At 75.4% G+C, this 18,399-nt stretch carries 18 protein-coding genes; 10 read left to right on the top strand and 8 right to left on the bottom strand.

Features of this window, described 5'->3' with window-relative positions:
* Positions 1–57 precede the first annotated feature (57 nt).
* The 4 genes from ACFYZY_RS04960 to ACFYZY_RS04945 all read right to left on the bottom strand — a co-directional run bounded on the left by ACFYZY_RS04960 (position 58) and on the right by ACFYZY_RS04945 (position 4,120).
* Complete coding sequence (locus tag ACFYZY_RS04960) at positions 58–1,431, bottom strand: NAD(P)/FAD-dependent oxidoreductase (protein ID WP_388689572.1); 1,374 nt, start codon at positions 1,429–1,431, stop codon at positions 58–60.
* Between the two features lie 243 nt (positions 1,432–1,674).
* A complete protein-coding gene (locus ACFYZY_RS04955; protein ID WP_388689570.1) occupies positions 1,675–2,853 on the bottom strand; it encodes a YncE family protein in 1,179 nt (392 codons plus the stop codon).
* A gap of 196 nt (positions 2,854–3,049) precedes the next feature.
* On the bottom strand, positions 3,050–3,625 hold the full coding sequence (locus ACFYZY_RS04950) for a dienelactone hydrolase family protein (protein WP_388689569.1): 576 nt from the start codon (positions 3,623–3,625) through the stop codon (positions 3,050–3,052).
* A 108-nt stretch (positions 3,626–3,733) separates the two neighbouring features.
* On the bottom strand, positions 3,734–4,120 hold the full coding sequence (locus ACFYZY_RS04945) for a hypothetical protein (RefSeq protein ID WP_388689567.1): 387 nt from the start codon (positions 4,118–4,120) through the stop codon (positions 3,734–3,736).
* A gap of 192 nt (positions 4,121–4,312) precedes the next feature.
* Between ACFYZY_RS04945 and ACFYZY_RS04940 the strand changes: the two genes are divergently transcribed.
* The 5 genes from ACFYZY_RS04940 (at position 4,313) to ACFYZY_RS04920 (ending at position 9,369) form a co-directional block, all read left to right on the top strand.
* Positions 4,313–5,521: an RNA ligase gene (locus tag ACFYZY_RS04940; protein WP_388689566.1), complete on the top strand. Its 1,209-nt coding sequence runs from the start codon at positions 4,313–4,315 to the stop codon at positions 5,519–5,521.
* A gap of 4 nt (positions 5,522–5,525) precedes the next feature.
* Positions 5,526–6,443 (top strand): AAA family ATPase, encoded by a 918-nt coding sequence (locus tag ACFYZY_RS04935; RefSeq protein WP_388689565.1) that lies wholly within the window; start codon positions 5,526–5,528, stop codon positions 6,441–6,443.
* A gap of 65 nt (positions 6,444–6,508) precedes the next feature.
* Positions 6,509–7,213 carry a ribonuclease H gene (locus ACFYZY_RS04930; protein ID WP_388689564.1) on the top strand — a complete coding sequence of 235 codons (705 nt, stop codon included), beginning with the start codon at positions 6,509–6,511 and terminating at the stop codon, positions 7,211–7,213.
* A 285-nt stretch (positions 7,214–7,498) separates the two neighbouring features.
* Positions 7,499–8,182, top strand: a complete 684-nt coding sequence (locus tag ACFYZY_RS04925; protein WP_388689562.1) for a GNAT family N-acetyltransferase — start codon at positions 7,499–7,501, stop codon at positions 8,180–8,182.
* 122 nt (positions 8,183–8,304) lie between these two features.
* Positions 8,305–9,369: an enoyl-CoA hydratase/isomerase family protein gene (locus tag ACFYZY_RS04920; protein ID WP_388689560.1), complete on the top strand. Its 1,065-nt coding sequence runs from the start codon at positions 8,305–8,307 to the stop codon at positions 9,367–9,369.
* A 262-nt stretch (positions 9,370–9,631) separates the two neighbouring features.
* Here the strand turns inward: ACFYZY_RS04920 and ACFYZY_RS04915 are convergent, their stop codons facing one another.
* Positions 9,632–9,928: a hypothetical protein gene (locus ACFYZY_RS04915; RefSeq protein ID WP_388689558.1), complete on the bottom strand. Its 297-nt coding sequence runs from the start codon at positions 9,926–9,928 to the stop codon at positions 9,632–9,634.
* 108 nt (positions 9,929–10,036) lie between these two features.
* On the opposite strand from ACFYZY_RS04915, the gene ACFYZY_RS04910 reads away from it, so the two are divergent.
* The gene (locus ACFYZY_RS04910) at positions 10,037–10,654 is read left to right on the top strand and encodes a TetR/AcrR family transcriptional regulator (protein ID WP_388689556.1); all 618 of its coding nucleotides are present in this window, start codon (positions 10,037–10,039) and stop codon (positions 10,652–10,654) included.
* Between the two features lie 250 nt (positions 10,655–10,904).
* Complete coding sequence (locus ACFYZY_RS04905; RefSeq protein ID WP_388689554.1) at positions 10,905–11,321, top strand: hypothetical protein; 417 nt, start codon at positions 10,905–10,907, stop codon at positions 11,319–11,321.
* Positions 11,322–11,375: 54 nt separating this feature from the next.
* On the opposite strand, the gene ACFYZY_RS04900 is transcribed toward ACFYZY_RS04905, so the two are convergent.
* Entirely contained in the window at positions 11,376–12,092 is a 717-nt protein-coding gene (locus ACFYZY_RS04900; protein ID WP_388689552.1) for a lysophospholipid acyltransferase family protein, read from the bottom strand.
* A 210-nt stretch (positions 12,093–12,302) separates the two neighbouring features.
* Between ACFYZY_RS04900 and ACFYZY_RS04895 the strand changes: the two genes are divergently transcribed.
* Together ACFYZY_RS04895 and secD are read left to right on the top strand one after the other, a co-directional pair.
* Complete coding sequence (locus tag ACFYZY_RS04895; protein WP_388689550.1) at positions 12,303–12,740, top strand: hypothetical protein; 438 nt, start codon at positions 12,303–12,305, stop codon at positions 12,738–12,740.
* 142 nt (positions 12,741–12,882) lie between these two features.
* The gene (gene secD / locus ACFYZY_RS04890) at positions 12,883–15,168 is read left to right on the top strand and encodes a protein translocase subunit SecD (protein WP_388689548.1); all 2,286 of its coding nucleotides are present in this window, start codon (positions 12,883–12,885) and stop codon (positions 15,166–15,168) included.
* A 74-nt stretch (positions 15,169–15,242) separates the two neighbouring features.
* Here secD and mgt read toward each other — a convergent pair whose 3' ends face one another.
* Positions 15,243–16,436 (bottom strand): macrolide-inactivating glycosyltransferase, encoded by a 1,194-nt coding sequence (gene mgt / locus ACFYZY_RS04885; protein ID WP_388689546.1) that lies wholly within the window; start codon positions 16,434–16,436, stop codon positions 15,243–15,245.
* A 51-nt stretch (positions 16,437–16,487) separates the two neighbouring features.
* A complete protein-coding gene (locus tag ACFYZY_RS04880) occupies positions 16,488–17,672 on the bottom strand; it encodes an FAD-dependent monooxygenase (RefSeq protein WP_388689544.1) in 1,185 nt (394 codons plus the stop codon).
* Between the two features lie 74 nt (positions 17,673–17,746).
* On the opposite strand from ACFYZY_RS04880, the gene ACFYZY_RS04875 reads away from it, so the two are divergent.
* Positions 17,747–18,304 carry a TetR/AcrR family transcriptional regulator gene (locus ACFYZY_RS04875; protein ID WP_388689542.1) on the top strand — a complete coding sequence of 186 codons (558 nt, stop codon included), beginning with the start codon at positions 17,747–17,749 and terminating at the stop codon, positions 18,302–18,304.
* Positions 18,305–18,399 lie beyond the last annotated feature (95 nt).

Here is an 18,399-nt window from a genome sequence, read left to right as displayed (position 1 = left end):
CGGCGACGGCGGGACCCCCGGCCCATCGCCGGGAGTCCCGCCGCCCGTCCTTCCCGCTCAGCCGCCGGAGACCGCGCCCCGGAACGAGGCCGTGTGGGTGCGGACCTGCTCCGGCGTCAGGTACGCGTCGGTGTACTCGAAGTCCCGCAGCGTCCCCGCCTTGGAGGCCAGGAATCCGGTGCGCACGTAGTCGTCCCCGGCCACGGCGTTGAGCAGCCAGTTCGTCAGCACCCGGGTCTTGGCCACGTTGGTCCGCAGCGCGCCCCAGTGGTAGGCGCGGGCCACGGCCTGCGCCGGCATCCCGTGCAGCTCCACACCGAGCGGCTTCGAGACCCCGTCCATCCCGCCCAGGTCCACCACCAGGCCCAGGTCCTTGTGCCGGTACGGGTGGGTCGGCTCGCCGCGCAGGGTCGAGACCAGGTTGTCGGCGACCGCCCTGCCCTGCCGCATCGCGTGCTGGGCCGTCGGCGGGCAGATCGCGCCCTCCTCGCCCTTGGCGAGGTCGGGCACCGCCGCCGCGTCCCCGAGCGCCCACACCCCGTCGAGCCCCGGTACGGCCATCTCGGGCGTGACGGCGGCCCGGCCCTTGACGGTCTCGGTGCCGAGCGTGCCGATCAGGGGGCTCGCGGCCACCCCGGCCGTCCAGATCAGCGTCCGGCTCGGCAGCACCCGCCCGTCCGTGAGCGTCACGGTCTTCTCGTCCACCGAGGCCACCGACACGCCGAGCGAGACCTCGATGCCGCGCCGGGTCAGGATGTCCATCGCGGCCTTGCCCAGCTTGTCGCCCAGTTCGGGCATGAGCTTCGGCGCGATGTCCACCAGGTGCCACTTGATGAGCGACGGGTCGAGCCGGGGGTACCGCTCGACCGCGTTCTGGGTGAGCAGCTGGAGGCAGGCCGCGGTCTCCGTCCCGGCGTAACCGCCGCCGACGACCACGAACTGCAGCCGCGCGGCCCGCTCCGCCTCGTCGTTGCTCGCGTCCGCCAGGTCCAGCTGGGCGATGACGTGGTCGCGGATGTACGCGGCCTCCGCGAGCGTCTTCATGCCCCGCGCGTACTCGGTGAGCCCGGGGATGTCGAAGGTCCGGGTCACGCTGCCGGGGGCGAGCACGAGGTGGTCGTACGGCTCGTTCACGTACTCGCCGGAGATCGTGCGCACCACGCAGACCTTCGCCGCCGTGTCGATCCCGACCACGCCCCCGGGGACGATCCGGGTCCGGTGCCGCTCGCTGCGCCGCAGCGACAGGGCGACCGACTGCGGGGTCAGGACCCCCGCCGCCACCTGGGGGAGCAGGGGGAGGTAGAGCTGGTACGAGAACGGCGAAAGGAGCGTGATGACCGCCTCCCGCTCCGCCAGCCGCCGTTCGAGCCTCCGTACACAGGCGACTCCGGCGAAGCCGGCGCCCACCACGAGAATCCTCGGTCGCGTCACGCTGTCCGCCTTCCGTATGAGCGTGCAGGGAGCCATGGAGTGTGGCTGAGTGTGATCATGTAATACGTTTTCGCTGAATATTCCTTGTTCACTCTTTTTATCGCCATTACGGCTGAATCGCTCTTCGGAGCGGTCCGTTCCGGTCCGGCGCCCTCCGCCACCGGCTACCCGCTCGCGGCCGTTCTCACCGGCCTTTCCGCCGCCGGGGCCGCCTCCGGCGGCCCGTCGCGGGGCGGGCGGGCGTCAGAGGACCGCGATCCCCAGGGGCCGCGAACCCGCCGGGAGGCGGCGGGCGGCGCCCGTGGCGAGGTCGACGACGGTCAGGACGTCCCCGTACCCGTCCCGGGTGAACCCGCCGGTCACGTAGGCGGTGCGCCCGTCCCGGGACACGGCCACGTTCTCGTGCGGCCCCTCCAGCGGGTACACCCGCTCGGACCCGTCCGGCGCGCGCACCGTCAGGGAGGGCCCGTCGTCCACCGCCGGGTCGATCGGCCCCGTGCCCACGGCGAGCAGCGTCCCGTCGGCGGTCACGGCGACCCCGTGCTGGTGCGTGTTCGCGGTCATCGGCTCGATCGCCGTCCGGCCCGTACGGGGATCGACCACGGCGAGCCGCTCGCCCTCGAACGGCAGCAGCAGCCTCCCGTCCGAGGGCCGTACCGCCGCGTAGTGCGGTTTGAGCCAGGAGCCGAGCCCGCCCTCCGTGCCGTACGGGGCGACCTCCACCCGCCGGGGTTCCAGCGTCCCCGCCGTCACGACCGTGACGTCGAAGGAGTCGTGGTTCGTCACGTACACCTCGGCGCCGTCCCCCGACACGTCCACGTCGAACGGGCGCCGTCCGACCGGCACCGCGCCGACGACCCGCAGCGACGCCGTGTCGATCACCTCCAGGACGCCGTTCCCGCCGGGCACGTTGACCCCCGCGTACACCCGCCGCCCGTCCGGGGCGAGCGCGATGCCCATGCCGCCGCCCCGGTACTCGCCCGTGGTCACGGGCCCGGTCTCCGTCCGGTACGGGACCAGCGCGAGCCGTTTCCGGGACGCGGTGTCCACCACCGCCACCCCCTCGGCGGTCGCCACCCAGGCGCGCCCGTCGGCGCCGACCGCCAGACCGTACGGCGCGACGCCCGCCTTCACGGACCCGGTGGCCCCCCGCGCGGGGTCGACGAAGGTGACCGTGTCGGAGCCGAAGTCGGCGACGAGCAGGGTTCCGGACGCGGCCCCGCCGGGGGAGGGTGCCGGGGTGCCGGAGGGAGCGGTGCCCGCCGGGCCCGGAGCGGACGGGCCGGCGGGCGTCCCCGTCCTCGTGCCCGTCCCGGCGGCCGTGCCCCCGGCCCCCGGGGCGCACCCCGCCAGCAGGACGGCCGCCACCGCGCCGGGTACGAGGGCGCGGGCGGCGCGGGACGGACGGCGGGGCTTCGTCATGACGGACTCCTCGGTGCGGCGGCCGCGCGGGCGGCTCCGCGGGGGCGGGCCCGCGCCCTGTTCCGATCCTCCGCCCGTGTCCACCCCCGCCGGGTCCACCGTTCGGACGACACGGGGGCCGGCCGGAAACCCGGTCCGGCCCTTCCCCGGTGGTCGTGGATCCGCCCCCTCCCCGGCGGTCGTGGGCCGGGCCGGTTCACACCGCCGCGAGGCCGTCCAGGAAGCGCAGTGCCCGCTCGGCACAGAGCGCCGTCGCCCCGGGCACGAAGGACGGCGTGCCGCGCTCCGCGAACAGGTGGGCGCTCCCCGGGTACAGGAACAGCTCCCGGTCCGCCGCGCCCGCCACCAGTGCGCGCGCCGCCGCCAGGTCGCCCTCGCCGGCGAAGTACGGGTCCGCGTCCATCCCGTGCACCTGGACGGGCACACCCTCCGGCCACTCCTCCGCGAAGGCGTCCGCCGGCAGGCAGCCGCCGAGCAGAAGGGCGCCGAGGGCTCCGGGACGGGTCTGCGCCAGTCTCTGCGCGGGCATCACGCCGAGCGAGAACCCGGCGTGGACGAGGCTTTCCGGCAGCTCGTCGGCGATCCGGCCGGCGCGCTCCGTGAAGCCGGTCCGCGAGGCGTGGGCGACCCCCTCCGCCAGATCCTCGAAGGTGCGCCCTTCGTACAGATCGGGCACGTGCACCGTGTGCCCCGCCCGCCGCAGCCCGTCGGCGAACGCCTCCACGCCCTCCGTCAGCCCGAGCGCGTGGTGGAAGAGCAGTACCTCGGCCATGTCGCCGTCCCCTCGTCGCCGTACGTCACCCGCCCCCTCGCGGCGCGGGCCGTTCCCGGAGGCACCATGGCGCATGGCACTGACAGCGCCCCGGCCCGGCGGGCCCGGCTACCGCAGCGGCCGGTGCGGGACGACGGCGCCCGCCTGGCCCACGACCCCCATGGGGCCGGTGACGCCCATCGGGCCCCCGGCGCCTCCCGGACCGCCCGGCCCGGCCTGACCGCCCGGCCCGGCCTGGCCGCCCGGCCCGGCCTGGCCCCGCGGGCCCATCGGGGCGTTCGGCCCCGCCGGGCCGCCGGGACCGGCGTGGGGCGCGCCCGCACGCGCGTGGGAGACGGCTCCGTGCGGGGCGGGACCGCCCTGCGGGGGAGCCGGAATGACCCGGCTCAGGTCCCGCAGGACCTCCTCCGCGACCTGGCGGACGTCACCGGGAACATCCCCCCGCTCCCGTATGAGCTCGGCGTAGATCGGTGCCGTGCCGTCCGCGTGGTTCATGGGGTTCGCTTCTTTCGTCTGCGCCGGTTCCGTCACCGGCAGGGCGACGGCGAGTCTACGGGGCACGGCCGACACGCCCGGGATGGGGAGTCCGCCGCGACCTCCGCCGACGGCTTCCGGTCCGATAATCAGTGTCCTTCGCGCCTCTCCTCACCAAGAATGGATCACCGAAACACCACGGGAGGGGACCCCATGAGCCAGGACACCCTGACTCTGCACGACCTGATGCCGTCCGACGAACTCGCCGCCGCCCTCGCGGACGGACACGTGACGCGGAAACCGCATCCCGGACTGCCGCTGTCGATCTACACCTACACGCGCGCGTGCCAGTACGCCCAGCACTGGAACCGGGCCACCCTCCGCTGCCGCGGCCTCGTCGCCGACGACACCACCGGGCGGGTCGTCGCGCTGCCGCTCCCCAAGTTCTTCAACCTCGCCGAGCACGCCACCGGCAGCCCCTACGCGCCCCCGCTGCCCGACGAACCCTTCGAGGTGTACGACAAGGTCGACGGCAGCCTCGCCGTGGTCTTCCACCACGCCGGCCGCTGGCACGCCGCCTCCAAGGGCTCCTTCACCAGCTCCCAGGCCGTCTGGGCCCAGCGCCGCCTCGACGCCGCCGACACCTCGGGCCTGACACCCGGTGTCACGTACCTCGCGGAGATGATCTACCCGGGCAACCGCGTCGTCGTGAACTACGGCGGACGCCGCGACCTCGTCCTGCTCGCCGCCCTCGGCCCGGACGGCACCGAGGTGCCGCTCGCCGAGGCCGCCGTCTCCTGGGCGCCGCTCGGCAGCGTCGTCCGCACCTGGTCCGTCGCGAGCGTCGCCGAACTCGTCGCCCTCACCGAGTCCAACACCCTGCCGGACGGCCGCCCGGCCACCGGCACCGACGCCGAGGGCTTCGTCCTGCGCTTCGCCTCGGGCCTGCGCGCCAAGGCCAAGCTCGGCGAGTACGTCCGCCTCCACAAGGTGCTCACCGGGGTCACCGAGCGGGACATTTGGCGCGGCCACGGCATCCAGCGCTTCGCCGGCCTGCCCGCCGCGCGGCTCGCGACGGGCCTCGGCTGCTCCGTCACCGACGTCGAGGCGTCCGGCGGCAAGCCCCTCGACGCCCTCCTGGAGCAGGTCCCCGACGAGTTCGACCACTGGGTGCGCGGGGTGATCGACCGCCTGGAGACGGCCGCCGCCGACCGGGAGCGGACCGTGGACGAGGCGTACGCCCGCCTGGCCCACCTCGCCGGCGACCGGGCCGCCTTCGCCCGCGCGGCCGCCGCCCTGCCCGACCGGGGCCTGCGCGCCGCCCTCTTCCAGCGTCTCGACGGACGCCCCACCGACCTCCTCGTCTGGCGGCAGGTCCGCCCCGAGGCCACCGACCCCTTCGCCCACGACGAGGAGAACTGAGACCGTGCCCGTCGTCCACGTCATGACCGGTCTTCCCGCCTCGGGGAAGACGACGGCCGCCCGCGCCCTCCAGGCCGGCGCCGAGGGACGCGTGCGCCGCGTCAACCTCGACGACCTGCGGGCCATGCTCGACCTGCCCGACCCGGAGCGGGGCCGCTCGCACACGCGGGAGCAGACCGTCCTCGCCGTCCAGGACGCCGCCGTCCGCGCGGCCGTCGAGGGCGGCTTCGACGTCGTCGTCGACAACACCCACCTCACCCCCCACATCCCCAAGCGGCTCAAGGCCGCCGTCGCGGGCCTGGACGTCACCTTCGCCGTCCACGACCACACCGGCGTGCCCGTCGAGGAGTGCGTCCGCCGCGACGCCGCCCGCGAGCGGCCCGTCGGCGAGGAGATCATCCGCGTCCTCGCCGACAAGCACGCCAAGGCCGTCCGGGGCGGCTGGCGCCTCACCGCCGACTGGTTCAACGACCGCCCGGCCGTCGAGCCCTACGTCCCCGACCCGGCGCTCCCCACCGCCGTCATGTGCGACATCGACGGCACCCTCGCCCTGCGCGTCGACCGGGGCCCGTACGACTTCGCCCGGTGCGACCGCGACGTGCTCAACATCTCCGTGCGCGACGCCCTGAAGGCGTTCCGGGACGCCGAGGACGACCGGATCGTCCTGCTGTCCGGACGCAGCGAGGACCACCGCGCCCTCACCGAGGACTGGCTCGCCCACCACGACGTGCCCTACGACGAGCTGTGGATGCGGGCCTCCGGCGACGGCCGGGGCGACGACCTCGTCAAGGCGGAGCTCTTCGACGCCCACGTGCGCCACCGCTACGCCGTCCGCGTCTCCCTCGACGACCGCGACCGCGTCGTGGCCCTCTGGCGCCGCATCGGCCTGCCCACCTGGCAGGTCAACTACGGCGCCTTCTGAGCGGCGCGCCCCGGCCCCGCCGGGGGCGGCGCCGGCCGCCCCCGGCGCCGTGTCAGGATCGTGGGATGGTGGAGAAGATCATCGCGGCGTGCGACGGCGCGTCGAAGGGAAACCCCGGCCCCGCGGCCTGGGCATGGGTCATCGGCCGGGCCGACGGGTCGGTCGACCGCTGGGAGGCGGGCCCGCTCGGCCGGGCGACCAACAACGTGGCCGAACTCACGGCCCTGGAGAGGCTCCTGGAGGCCCTCGACCCCGGCGTGCCCGTCGAGATCCGCATGGACTCGCAGTACGCCATGAAGGCCGTCACGACCTGGCTCCCCGGCTGGCGCCGCAAGGGCTGGAAGACCGCCTCCGGCAGCCCCGTCGCCAACAAGGACCTGGTGGTCCGCATCGACGCGCTCCTCACCGGCCGCGACGTCGACTTCGTGTACACCCCCGCGCACCAGGTGGACGGCGACCCCCTCAACGACGCCGCCGACCGCGCGGCCGGCCACACCGCCCGTACCCAGGAGGCCGCGGGCTCCGCCTCCGGCGCCCCGCTCCCCCCGCCGCAGGCGCCCGCCCGTGCCTCCGCGCCCCGCTCGCGCTCCTCCGCGCCGTCCGGGCCCGGGGCAGTGTCGGCGAACGGCTCCGCCGCCCGCCGGACACGCCCGTCCGGCGGCACTCTCAAGGCGAGATTCGCGGGCCGCTGCCGCTGCGGCAGGGCCTACGACAAGGGCGAGACCATCAGCAGGAACCCCGACGGCTGGGGCCATCCCACCTGCGTGTGAGCGGCCGGGCCGTCCGACTGGCGGGCGGCCCCGTCCGTTGCGTGAGACCGGCGGAACCGGGGCGGACGAGAGGCTTCACCCCCGCGTGCGCCCGGGTTCGCCAGGGGTTCTGTTCTCCGAGCGGTTGTGGCTGCATACTGTCCTCCTCGCACCGGTGACGAACCGCTCTCACCTGCTCATTCGTCGTTCTCACGACCTGGTCGGCACCGGCGAGAACCTCCCTCCAGCTCCGCCGCGGACTCTCCGTGGCGGAAGCCTCCCTGCCCGTGAAAGACCCGAGGTTCCGTGCCAGTACCTGTTCTCCTGACCGGGCGCTCCGTGCGCCTGGAGCCGCTGGCGATGCGGCACGCCGAAGCCCTCGCCCGGGCCGGCGGGGCGGACCGATCGGCCTACGCCTTCACCCCCGTGCCCGACGGCCTCGAATCGGCCCTCGACTACATCGCCCGTGCCCTGACCGATCAGGCGGCAGGCCGTTGCCTGCCCTTCGCCCTGGTCAGTACGGCCGACGAACGGGTCGTCGGTTCGACCCGGTTCCTCGAACTCGACTACTGGCGGGGCCCGCTCGTCTGGCCCCCCGTCCCGGGCATGCCCCACGGCGACCCCCTGACCGCCGTCCCCGACGCGGCCGAGATCGGCAACACGTGGATCGCGGGCGCCGCCCGGGGCACCGGCGTCAACACCGAGGCCAAGTACCTCATGTTCCGGCACGCCTTCGACGTCTGGGGCGTCCGGCGCGTCACCCTGCGCGCCGACGCCCGCAACACCCGCTCCAGAATCGCGATCGAACGTCTCGGGGCGACCTGCGAGGGCGTCCGCCGCGCCCACTCCCGGGGCCTCGACGGAGCCGTCCGCGACACGGCCTTCTACTCGGTCCTCGACGAGGAGTGGCCCGCCGTCCGCGACGTCCTCGAACTCCGCATGACCGCCCCGCGCCGGGTCCGCGCCCCGCACGACCTGCTCCCGGCCTGAGGACCCGTGACCGCCGCCCCGCTCTCCCGGGGCGGCGGTCACGGGCGCTCCGGGGCCCTCCCGGCGGGCCCGGTACGGTGGCCGGAACAGCGAGCCGCACCACCCGAAGGGACCGAGTGACCGTGCCGACCGGAACCCCCGACGTACTCCTCCGGACAGAGGGCCGCGCCGGGTTCGTCACCCTGAACCGGCCCCGCGCCATCAACGCGCTCACCCACGCCATGGTCCTCGCCGTGGACGCCGCCCTCACGGAGTGGGAACACGACCCGGCCGTCACCACCGTCGTCCTCGAAGGGGCGGGGGAGCGGGGCCTGTGCGCCGGGGGCGACATCCGGGCCATCCACGACGACGCCCGCGCCGGAGGCGCCGCGTCGGCGGCCTTCTGGCGGGACGAGTACCGGCTCAACGCCCGGATCGCCCGCTACCCCAAGCCCTACGTCGCCCTCATGGACGGCATCGTCATGGGCGGCGGCGTCGGGCTCTCCGCCCACGGCTCCCACCGCGTCGTCACCGAACGCTCGCGGGTCGCCATGCCCGAGACCGGCATCGGCTTCGTCCCCGACGTCGGCGGCACGTACCTCCTCGGGCGCGCCCCCGGCGAACTCGGCACCCACCTCGCCCTCACCGGCGACCGGGTCGGCGCCGCCGACGCGATCCTCACCGGCCTCGCCGACCGGTACGTCCCCGCCGCCGCGCTCCCCGCCCTGGCCGGGGAGCTGACACGGCTGCCCGCCGACGAGGCCCTCGCCCGGCACGCGGCCACGCCCCCGCCGGGCGTCCTCCCGGAACAGCGGGAGTGGATCGACGCCTGCTATACCGCCCCCGCCGTCGAGGAGATCGTCGAGCGGCTCTTCGGCACCGGCGTACCCGCGGCCGAGGAGGCGGCCACCACCCTCCTCGCGAAGTCCCCGACCGCTCTCAAGACGACGCTCGCCGCCCTCCGTCGCTCCCGCGCCCTCGCCACCCTGGAGGAGGTCCTGGACCTGGAGTACCGCGTCTCCCGCGCCGCCCTGGCCACCCCCGACCTGGTGGAGGGCATCCGTGCCCAGGTGATCGACAAGGACCGCGCCCCGCGCTGGCGCCCCGCCACCCTCGCCGAGGTCACCGACGCGGACGTGGCCCGCCACTTCGCCGCACCCGCCGACGGCGACCTGGGCCTCGCCGCCGGCCTCCCGGCGGCCCCCTGAGGGAGGACGACACCGCGGGCGGATTCCGGGGGCCGGCGCGATCCCGGCCCGCCACCGCGGTACTGGACGAACAGTTCCGGTGTGTTCGGTGATCGATGGCGGTCGGCGTCCAGGTCGAGCGGCCAGCGCTCGCCCGCATGGAGCACCCGTTGTCGTACCCCGTGGCCACGGCCCGGACCGTGGCCGGAGACGATCGCGTACGGGCCCGAGCGGACTCGTTCGCCCGGGCCCGGATCGAGCTGTGGCCCGGGCACCGCGCGGACTACCGCCACTCGGATCGGTAGGAGCCCACTTCGTCCAGATGGGTCACGCCGGGCTGCTCCGTACAGATCTCGCTCAGGGCGGCGCGATAGCGCTGGAAGGAAGGCAGCCGGTGGTGCGGGGCCTCCACCGGGTCGCCCTCGGACTCGATCAGGGCCAGAAAACCGCCGCTGTCGTCGAGGCGGAAGGTGTCGTAGCGCAGACCGGACGGGCGGAGGCGTTCGAGGTCCGCGTAGACGGCGCGCAGCAATTCCACGCTCTGCTCCACCCGTTCCGGCCTGACGGTGTATCGGATCATCACGCGCATGCTGCCCCCGTTCCCCGTGGCGCATCGGTCGATGCGTTTTCATCGGACAGCCTGTCTTTCGTGAGACATGCTGTCAAGCGAATGCTAGAGTGCGGAACCATGCCCCCGACTCGGAAGTACGAACAGCGGCTGCGCGCCCGGGCCGCGGAGGAGACGAGGCGCCGCATTCTCGACGCCGCCCACCAACGCCTGCGCGAGGCGCCGTCCGAGCCGGTCGGCGTGGACAAGGTCGCCAAGCTCGCTGAGGTGTCCCGTTCCACCGTCTACGCGGTCTTCGGTTCACGCGCGGGCCTGTTCGACGCGCTCGGCATGGACCTGCTCGAGCGCGGCGGATTCACCGAGATGGTGCGCGGGGTGCTCCACCCTGATGCCCGGGAGGGCCTGCGCCGCGGCGTCCACGGCAACGTGCTGATGTACGCGGCGCACCGGGACGTGCTGCGCGCACTGTTCTCGATGGCACAGCTCGAAGCCGAAGCGGTCGCCGGCGCGGTACGGCGCCTCGAACGCGGACGCGCCGAAGGCATGAACGGCCTTGCCGGCCGACTCGCCGAGCAGGGCGTGCTCCGCGGCGGCCTCACCGCCGCCCAGGCCGCCGACGTGCTGTGGCTGCTGACCGGCTTCGACAGCTTCGACCTGCTCTACACCGGCCGCGCACTGCCCCTCGACCGCGTCAGCGCGATCCTCGTCAGCACCGCCGAGCACGCCTTGTGCTCCTGAGGGGGCGGCGCACGTCCGGCGAACGGGCGTGACCGACCCGTCGTGCACCCCCGTCCCACAGACCTTCGGCCACCAGAGGAAAGGCCGGGAACCCGATGCCCTCCCCTGGTTCCTTCGCTTCGACCGTGCCCGCGACACCCCCCGGGGCCTGTCCGGCCGATCACGTCGGACCGCTCGGCGCCGTGGGGCCGGAGCGCGGGCAGGCTGCCCGCGCTCTGCAGCCGATGAGCGGGGACATAGGATCGCGGGCATGGGCATGCGACAGGACATCGAAGAACTGGTGGAGGAAGCCGAACGGCAGATCCGCGAGCACAAATGGGTCCTGTCGGCCAACGACCGTACCGTCGCGGCGCGGGCCGCCGCAGATCTGCGCGCCGTCGTGGACAGCCCTCGGTCTCAGCAGGAGCTGCCCGAGGTCACCCGGCTGGGACACCTGCGGGAAGCGCTTGCCGCTGTGGCCATTGCCCTCGCCCACGTACACGGAAGCATGGCCTGGTTCCTCGGTGCGGCTGCCACCGCCCTCACCCCGATCCTGCACTGGCGTGCCGTACCCGCCGGGCACGGTCCCACCTTCGGCGCCGTCTCTCCGACCCTCCAGCAATACGCGGAAGCCGAAGAGGCGATCCGCCGGCTCCACAGCACCCTCGCCCGCATCGCCACCGCCTGACCCCGCCGGGGAGCGTCACGATCGCCCGGACAGGACCTGGCCGGTTCGTTCGGATCACTTCCGGGCGGCGCGGCGGTACGAAGCCGGCGCCGTCGCGGGCTCCACGCCGCCGCCGAGGGCGGCCGGTTCGCCCAGGGCTCCGGCCGCCGTCCGCCACGCCTCGGTGACGGCCCCGTGCGCGAGCGCCGTCGCCTCCGCCACGTCCCCGGGCAGGGTCAGCGGCGCCCCGATGTGGACGTGGAGGCCGGGCCTGCGGACGGGCGCCGTGAGCACCCCGGCGAGCTGCTTCACCCGCCCGCCGGAGGTGATCCGCCGGGCACCCGCCTGCCCGATCGGTACGACCTGCGCCCCGGTGGCCAGGGCGAGGCGGGCGAGCCCGGTCCGGAAGACCTCCGGCGGGTTCTCGGCGGCGTCCCGGCGCGGCGGGATGCGCCCCTCCGCGTACAGCATCACGTGCCGCCCCGACGCGAGCGCGACCGCCGCGTGGTCGAGGGCGGTCGCGGCACGCGCCGACCCCCGGTGCACCGGGACGTGCCCCTCCCAGGCCAGGGCCCGTCCGAGGACCGGGACCCTCCAGAGCCCCGAGGCGGCCATCAGGACCGGCTCGACCGCCAGCCGCCGCCGGAGCGCGGCGAGTACGAGCGCCGGGTCCGCGAGCGAGGTGTGGTTCACGACCAGGATGCTGCCGGGCGCGAGACGCGCCCCGGGGTCGGCGGTGACGGTCAGCCGCCCGAAGAACGGAACGACGCGGGCGGCGATGCGGCTGAGCACGGAGGGCCCCCTGGAGCCGAGGAGGATGCGTTGACGCCGTCATCGTCGCGGGCCGCCGGGGCCCCGGCATGGGCGGACGTACTCAACTTCCGTACTCACCCCCGTCCGGGGCGGGAGCCGGTGGTCCGGCCCGTCTCCGGCCGGTCTAGGCTGACCCCGAGGCCCGGCACGAACGCCCGGCACGACGGGCGGCGCGGGGAGGTGCGGGCGGTGGGGCGTTCCACGCGGCGGCTCGCGGCCCTCCTGCCCGTGCTGCTCTGCGCGCTCTGGTCCCTCTTCCTCGCCCCCGTCTCCGCCGCGGCCGCCCCGGCGCCCGTCTCCGCCGGAGCCGTCCCGGCCCCCACGACCGCCCGGGCCGTCCCGGTCGCGGGCCCGCCGGACCGTACGGCCCCGGCCCCCGGACCTGCCCACCGCCTCGCACCGCCGGAACCGCACCTCTCGCCCGTCGCCGTCGCCGGGTTCCCGGCCGCCGTCGAGCACTCCGTGCGCTTCCCGGCGCCTCCCGCCGCCCCCACGGCCGCGCCCGTCGGCTCCTCCCCGCCCGTACGGGGGCTCCTCGCCGGTGATCCCCGCCGCGAGCGGGCGCCGCCCGGCGGCCCCCACGTCCCGAGGGACCCCCGCGGTCCTCCCTCCACCCGGCACAGCTGACGTTCCTCCGCGTCGCCGTCCGGGGCACCGGCATGTCCACGGACCGGTCGCCGACGCGCATCCGACCGTACGTCCGGCACGGGAACGGTCCGCGCGCCCTTCCGGGGCGCGCGCCGGCCCGTGCGCTGCCTGTGGAGTACCCATGTCCTCTCGTGCCGCGCTCTGGCGCGCGCTCCTCGCGCTCGCCGTCGTCGCGCTCTCCCTCTGGATCACCCTGACCACCCCGCCCCGCCTCGGGCTCGACCTGCGGGGCGGCACCCGCATCGTCCTCCAGACCGAGGACGGCCCCACCGTCCGCGCCGACGCCGCCGCCACCGACCGCGCCCTGGAGGTGCTCCGCAGGCGCGTCGACGGCCTCGGCGTCGCGGAGCCGTCGCTCGCCCGTTCCGGCGAACGGCGCATCGTCGTCGAACTGCCGGGCCTGCGCGACCCGCGCCAGGCCGCCGCGACCATCGGCCGTACGGCACAGCTCACCTTCCACGCCGTCACCGGCGAGGCCCCGGGACCGGCCGGGCCGGCCGCCGCCGACGGGACGCGCGTCCTCGCCGACCCCGACGGGCCCGGCCGCTTCCTCTCCCTGGCGGCGCCCGCCCTCACCGGCGACGGCGTCAAGGGCGCGGAAGCCGTCCTGGACAGCACGAGCGGCCGGGGCTGGACCGTCGACCTCTCCTTCCGGGACGGGGCCGCGGGCGACTGGGCGCGGATCACCGGCGACGCCGCCTGCGCCGCCCAGGGCGATCCGGCCCGCAGGGTCGCGATCGTCCTGGACGACAAGATCGTCTCCGCCCCCGGCATGGAGGCGGGCGTCCCCTGCGGGGCGGGCATCGGCGGCGGTTCCGCGCAGATCACCGGCGGCTTCTCCGGCCAGGAGGCGCGCGACCTCGCCGCCCTCGTCCAGGGCGGCGCGCTGCCCGTCCCCGTGACGACGGTCGAGCAGAGCACCGTGGGCCCGACGCTCGGCGCGGAGGCGATCCGGGCCAGCGCCCTCGCGGCGGTGATCGGCCTCGCCTGCACCGGACTCTTCGTGATCGTCGTATACCGGCTCCTCGGCCTCCTCGCCACCGTCGCCCTGCTGCTGTACGGACTGATCTCGTACGCCGCCGTGGTCGCCCTGGGCGCCACCCTCACCCTGCCCGGCCTCGCCGGTTTCGTCCTGGCCATCGGCATCGCCGTCGACGCGAACGTCCTGGTCTTCGAACGGGCCAGGGAGGAGTACGCCGCCCTGGGCCGGACCGCCGGGCGGGACCTGCGACGGCCGGTGACGACGGCGTTCGGCAAGGTGTGGAGCGCGGTCGCGGACTCCCACATCACCACCCTGCTCGCGGCCGGCCTGCTGTTCGTCTTCGCCACGGGCCCGGTCAAGGGCTTCGGCGTGACGCTCGCCGTCGGCGTGGTGACCTCGATCCTCACCGCCATGGTGATCACCCGGCTCCTCGCCGACCTGACGCTCCGGCTGCCCGCGGTGCGCAGGCGCCCCGCGGTGACCGGCATGGCCGCGCTCGGCCGGCTGCGGACCCGGCTGAACCGCCGCGTCCCGCGCCTGACGGCCCACCGCCGCCGCTGGCTGACCGGCTGCGCCGCGCTCCTGCTCGTCGCCCTCGCCGGAATCGGCGTCCGGGGCATGGAGTTCGGCGTCGAGTTCACCGGCGGCCGGGTCGTCCAGTACGCGGCGGAGCGCCCGGTGGACGCCGACGCCGCCCGCGCGGCCGTCACGGCCGCCGGCTTTCCCGACGCCGTCGTGCAGACGGCCGGCGACGGCGACGTGTCGGTGCGGGTGAAGGAGACCGGGGACGGCGAGCAGGAGGAGATCGAGAAGGCGCTCTCCGGGATCGCGGGCCCGGTGACGGTGGAACGGGACGACCTGATCGGCCCGAGCCTGGGCGACGAACTGCGCACCCACGCCCTGATCGCGCTCGGCCTGGCGGTGGCGGCGCAGCTCCTCTACCTGACGGTGCGGTTCCGCTGGACGTACGCCACGGCCACCGTCGCGGCCATGACCCAGGACGTCCTGCTCGTGGTCGGCCTGTTCGCCTGGCTGGGCAAGCCGGTGGACAGCGTCTTCCTGGCGGCGCTGCTGACCGTCGTCGGCTACTCCGTCAACGACTCGGTCGTGGTCCTGGACCGGCTGCGGGAACTGCGGCGGCGCGGCGGCGGCGTACCGCTGTCCGACCTGGCCGACCGGGCGGTGGCCCAGACCCTCCCGCGCACCGTCAACACGGGCATGGGCGCGCTCTTCGTCCTGGTGGCGCTCGCCGTCCTGGGCGGGGACTCGCTCACGGACTTCTCGATCGCGCTGCTCGCGGGCGTCGTCCTGGGCATGGCGTCCACCGTCTTCACCGCGATCCCGCTCGCCGTCGCCCTGGAGACCCGCCATCCGGCTCCCGCGCCCGTCGCCGCGCCGCGCCGGCGCGTGGGTGCCGTCGTCTGATCCCGCGGCCCGCCGCCCCGCCCCTTTCCGCGCTTTCCGCGCGGGAAGGGGCGGGGCCCGTCGGCGGGCGGGGTTCAGCCCAGTTCGGCCTCGACCAGGTCGGCGGCGCGGCGCGCGCCGCCCTCGCGGGCCATGGAATCCTGGATCTCACGGGCGCGGCGGGCCACGCCGGGATCGTCCACGAGCGAGAGCACGGCCTCCCGCAGCCGTCGGGGAGTCACCTCCTCCATCGGCAGGTGCCGCGCCACGCCCAGGGAGGCGAGCACGTCGGCGTTCCCGAACTGATCGGTGGCCAGGGGCACGGCCACCATGGGGGTGGCGGTGGCCAGGCCCTCCTGGCTGCCGCCCGCGCCCGCGTGGGTGACGAAGGCGTCGGCCTGCCGCAGGATCGCCAGCTGGGGCACCCAGGAGTGCGCCTCGACGTTGCCGGGCAGGACGCCCAGCTCCTCCGGGTCGACGAACTTCCCGATCTGCAGGACGACGTGCCAGCCCGGAAGGCCGCCGAACGCCTCGACGCACGCCCGGTAGAAGCCGGGCTGCTTGGTGAGGGCGGAGCCAAGGGAGACCAGGAGCACCCTCTCCGCACCGGCCGGCCGGTGCCACTCGCCCTGGTCGGCGCGCTCGCCCTGGCAGGCGCCGACGAACGTGTACACGTTCTCGTCGACCCGGTCGGCGTGCGGCTGGAGGGCGCGCGGGACGAGGACGATCGCGCGGCGCGGGCGGGCGACGAAGCGGTCGGGGTGGGTGTCGATGCCGTGCTCGGCGAGCCATGCCCCGAACCTCGCGTAGTACGCCCTGCCGCGGGGCGACGCCATCAGTCCGGCGTACATCGGTTCGGCGACCTCCTCCTCGTAGCCCTCCCACGGCACCAGGTGGGACCAGAGGGAGACGGCGGGGACGCCCCAGACGTGGGCGAGGACGGGCGCCGGGTACGACGCGACGTCGTGGAGCACGAGGTCGGGCCGGTCCCCTTCGAACGCCTTCGCGAGCTGCGGGAGCGTCTGCACGGCGTCGGCCAGGAACGGTTCGAGGTGGTCGATCGGCTCCGTGCCCCAGGCGTCCGGGTCCTCGTCGGTCGGCAGGACCGAGGTGTGCACGACGGGCGTGGCGCCGGTCGCCGCGACCTTCTCGGCGAAGGACGCGGGGACGGCGTAACTGACGCGGTGGCCCCGGGCGACGAGTTCGCGGACGACCTCCAGGCTCGGGTTCACGTGGCCGTGGGCGGCGATGGAGAACATGGCGATGTGCGCGGGGGAGGTGGTGGTCATGGGGATCACCTTAAGCGAGACGAAACGTCTCGTCTAGCCCCTGTGGGGCCGTCACCGCACCCTCTCCCCGCCGCCCGGCCGGACCGGGCCCGGGGGCCTCCAGTCGGCGTGCCGCAGGACGGCGCGCAGGGCGGCGCGGGACGGGGCCGCCCGGAGGGCCGCGTTGCGCAGGGGGACCGCGAGGGGGTGGGAGAGCCCCTGTCCCATCCGGCCGGCCCGGCGGGCCGCGCGGGCGACGGCCTGGCTGCGCGGACGCCGTTCGGCGTCGTACCGGAGCAGCGCGGCGTCCACGGTGGGTCCGGCGGCGAGCGCGGCGGCCAGGGTCACCGCGTCCTCCAGGGCCTGGCAGGCGCCCTGCCCCAGGTTCGGGGTCATGGCGTGGGCCGCGTCGCCGAGGAGGACGACGCGTCCGGAGGCGAACGACGGCAGGGGGGTGACGAGTTCGTGGATGTCGTGGTGCAGCACGGCGTCCGGACGGGTCGCGGCGAGCAGCGCCGGGACCGGCGCGTGCCAGTCCCGGAAGCGGTGGCGCAGTACGGCCAGGGGGTCCGGATGGCGCACCCCCGGCGGGGAGTTGAGGACGGCGTGCCACTCCGCCCGCCCGTCGGCGAAGACGATGTGCCCGAACTCGGCGCCCCTGCCCCACGTCAGCTCGAAGTCGGAGTCCAGGGGGAGCTCCCCGTCCGTGACGGCGCGCAGCACGGTGGCTCCGCTGTAGGCGGGGCCCGGGTGGCCGGGGAAGAGGTGTGCGCGGAGCGCGCTGTTCACGCCGTCGGCCGCCACGACCAGGTCCGCCTCCCGGGTGCCGTCCCCGGTGGCCACGCCCGCCCGGCCGGGACCCGTGCGGACGAGGGAGGTCGCCTCCGCCCCGGTGACCAGGCACCCGGCGGGCAGCGCGGCGCGCAGCAGGCGGTGCAGCGCGGCGCGCGGGATGCCGACGATCGGCGTGCCGAGCGCCCGCTCCAGGGCGGCTCCGTCCATCCGGGCCAGCCATTTGCCGTCCGGCGTGCGGGTGCCCCCGGTGTACTGGGGCCGGGCGGCCCCGCGCACCGCCGCGCCGACCCCGAGGGCGTCCAGGGCGCGGATGCCGTTGGCGTGCAGGGAGATGCCCGCGCCGGCGTCGCCGAGGGCGGCGGCGCGTTCGAGGACGGTCACTTCCCACCCGGCGAGCCGCAGTCCGATCGCGGCGGCGAGCCCCCCGATCCCTCCGCCGACCACCACGGCGTTCCCGTTCACCCGGGCCCCCTCTCCAGATCCTCTACAGGTGTAGAAGATCGTACGCCCTTCTTCTGCGGGTGTAGAAAAGGGGGATGGCCGCCACCCGACGCACCCTCCTCGCCGACACCGCCATCGACGTCCTCGCCGAACACGGGGTGCGGGGGCTCACCCACCGCGCGGTGGACCGGGCCGCCGGACTGCCGGACGGCACCACCTCCGCGTACCACCGCACCCGCCACTCCCTGCTGACCGCGCTCGTGCGGCGCCTGGTCGAGCGCGACCAGGCGGAGATCCGGGAGGCGGGGGAGCGGTACGGCACCCCGCGCGACGCCGAGCAACTCGTCGCCGGACTCACCGCCTTCGCGGGCGGACGGCTCACGGGCGAGGGCCGCCGCCGCTCCCTCGCGCGCTACGCGTGCGCCCTCGAAGGCGTGCGCCATCCCGAACTGCGGGAGATCCTCGTGCCCCGCGAGAACCCGGCCCTGCGGTCGGTCCGGGACTTCCTGGCCGCGCGCGGCCTCCCGGACGCCCGCGAACGGACCGTCACCCTGCTCGTCTGCGTCGACGGCCTGGTCTTCGACCGCCTGGTCAACGGCGGGACCGTGACCGCCGACGAGGTCCGCCGCCTGGTGGCGGCCGCCCTGGACTGAGGGGTTCCGGGGCGCGCGGCTCCGGGCGGGGACGTCTTCGGCGCCGGGGCGCCCTCCGTCCGTACGGCGTTCGCCGTCCGGAGGCGCACACGTCT

The sequence above is a fragment of the Streptomyces sp. NPDC001744 genome (genome assembly GCF_042892575.1).
In the GTDB taxonomy this organism is placed as follows: domain Bacteria; phylum Actinomycetota; class Actinomycetes; order Streptomycetales; family Streptomycetaceae; genus Streptomyces.
Note: the sequence above shows the minus strand (reverse complement) of the source record. Positions and strands in the feature narration are given on the sequence as shown.

What these genes read in the sequence shown, in the direction of transcription:
- ACFYZY_RS04875 (WP_388689542.1), top strand. Translation starts at nt 17,747, where the DNA reads ATGGCCGCCACCCGACGCACCCTCCTCGCCGACACCGCCATCGACGTC.
- ACFYZY_RS04910 (WP_388689556.1), top strand. Translation starts at nt 10,037, where the DNA reads ATGCCCCCGACTCGGAAGTACGAACAGCGGCTGCGCGCCCGGGCCGCG.
- mgt (WP_388689546.1), bottom strand. Translation starts at nt 16,436, where the DNA reads ATGACCACCACCTCCCCCGCGCACATCGCCATGTTCTCCATCGCCGCC.
- ACFYZY_RS04930 (WP_388689564.1), top strand. Translation starts at nt 6,509, where the DNA reads ATGGTGGAGAAGATCATCGCGGCGTGCGACGGCGCGTCGAAGGGAAAC.
- ACFYZY_RS04955 (WP_388689570.1), bottom strand. Translation starts at nt 2,853, where the DNA reads ATGACGAAGCCCCGCCGTCCGTCCCGCGCCGCCCGCGCCCTCGTACCC.
- secD (WP_388689548.1), top strand. Translation starts at nt 12,883, where the DNA reads ATGTCCTCTCGTGCCGCGCTCTGGCGCGCGCTCCTCGCGCTCGCCGTC.
- ACFYZY_RS04950 (WP_388689569.1), bottom strand. Translation starts at nt 3,625, where the DNA reads ATGGCCGAGGTACTGCTCTTCCACCACGCGCTCGGGCTGACGGAGGGC.
- ACFYZY_RS04945 (WP_388689567.1), bottom strand. Translation starts at nt 4,120, where the DNA reads ATGAACCACGCGGACGGCACGGCACCGATCTACGCCGAGCTCATACGG.
- ACFYZY_RS04915 (WP_388689558.1), bottom strand. Translation starts at nt 9,928, where the DNA reads ATGATCCGATACACCGTCAGGCCGGAACGGGTGGAGCAGAGCGTGGAA.
- ACFYZY_RS04905 (WP_388689554.1), top strand. Translation starts at nt 10,905, where the DNA reads ATGGGCATGCGACAGGACATCGAAGAACTGGTGGAGGAAGCCGAACGG.
- ACFYZY_RS04940 (WP_388689566.1), top strand. Translation starts at nt 4,313, where the DNA reads ATGAGCCAGGACACCCTGACTCTGCACGACCTGATGCCGTCCGACGAA.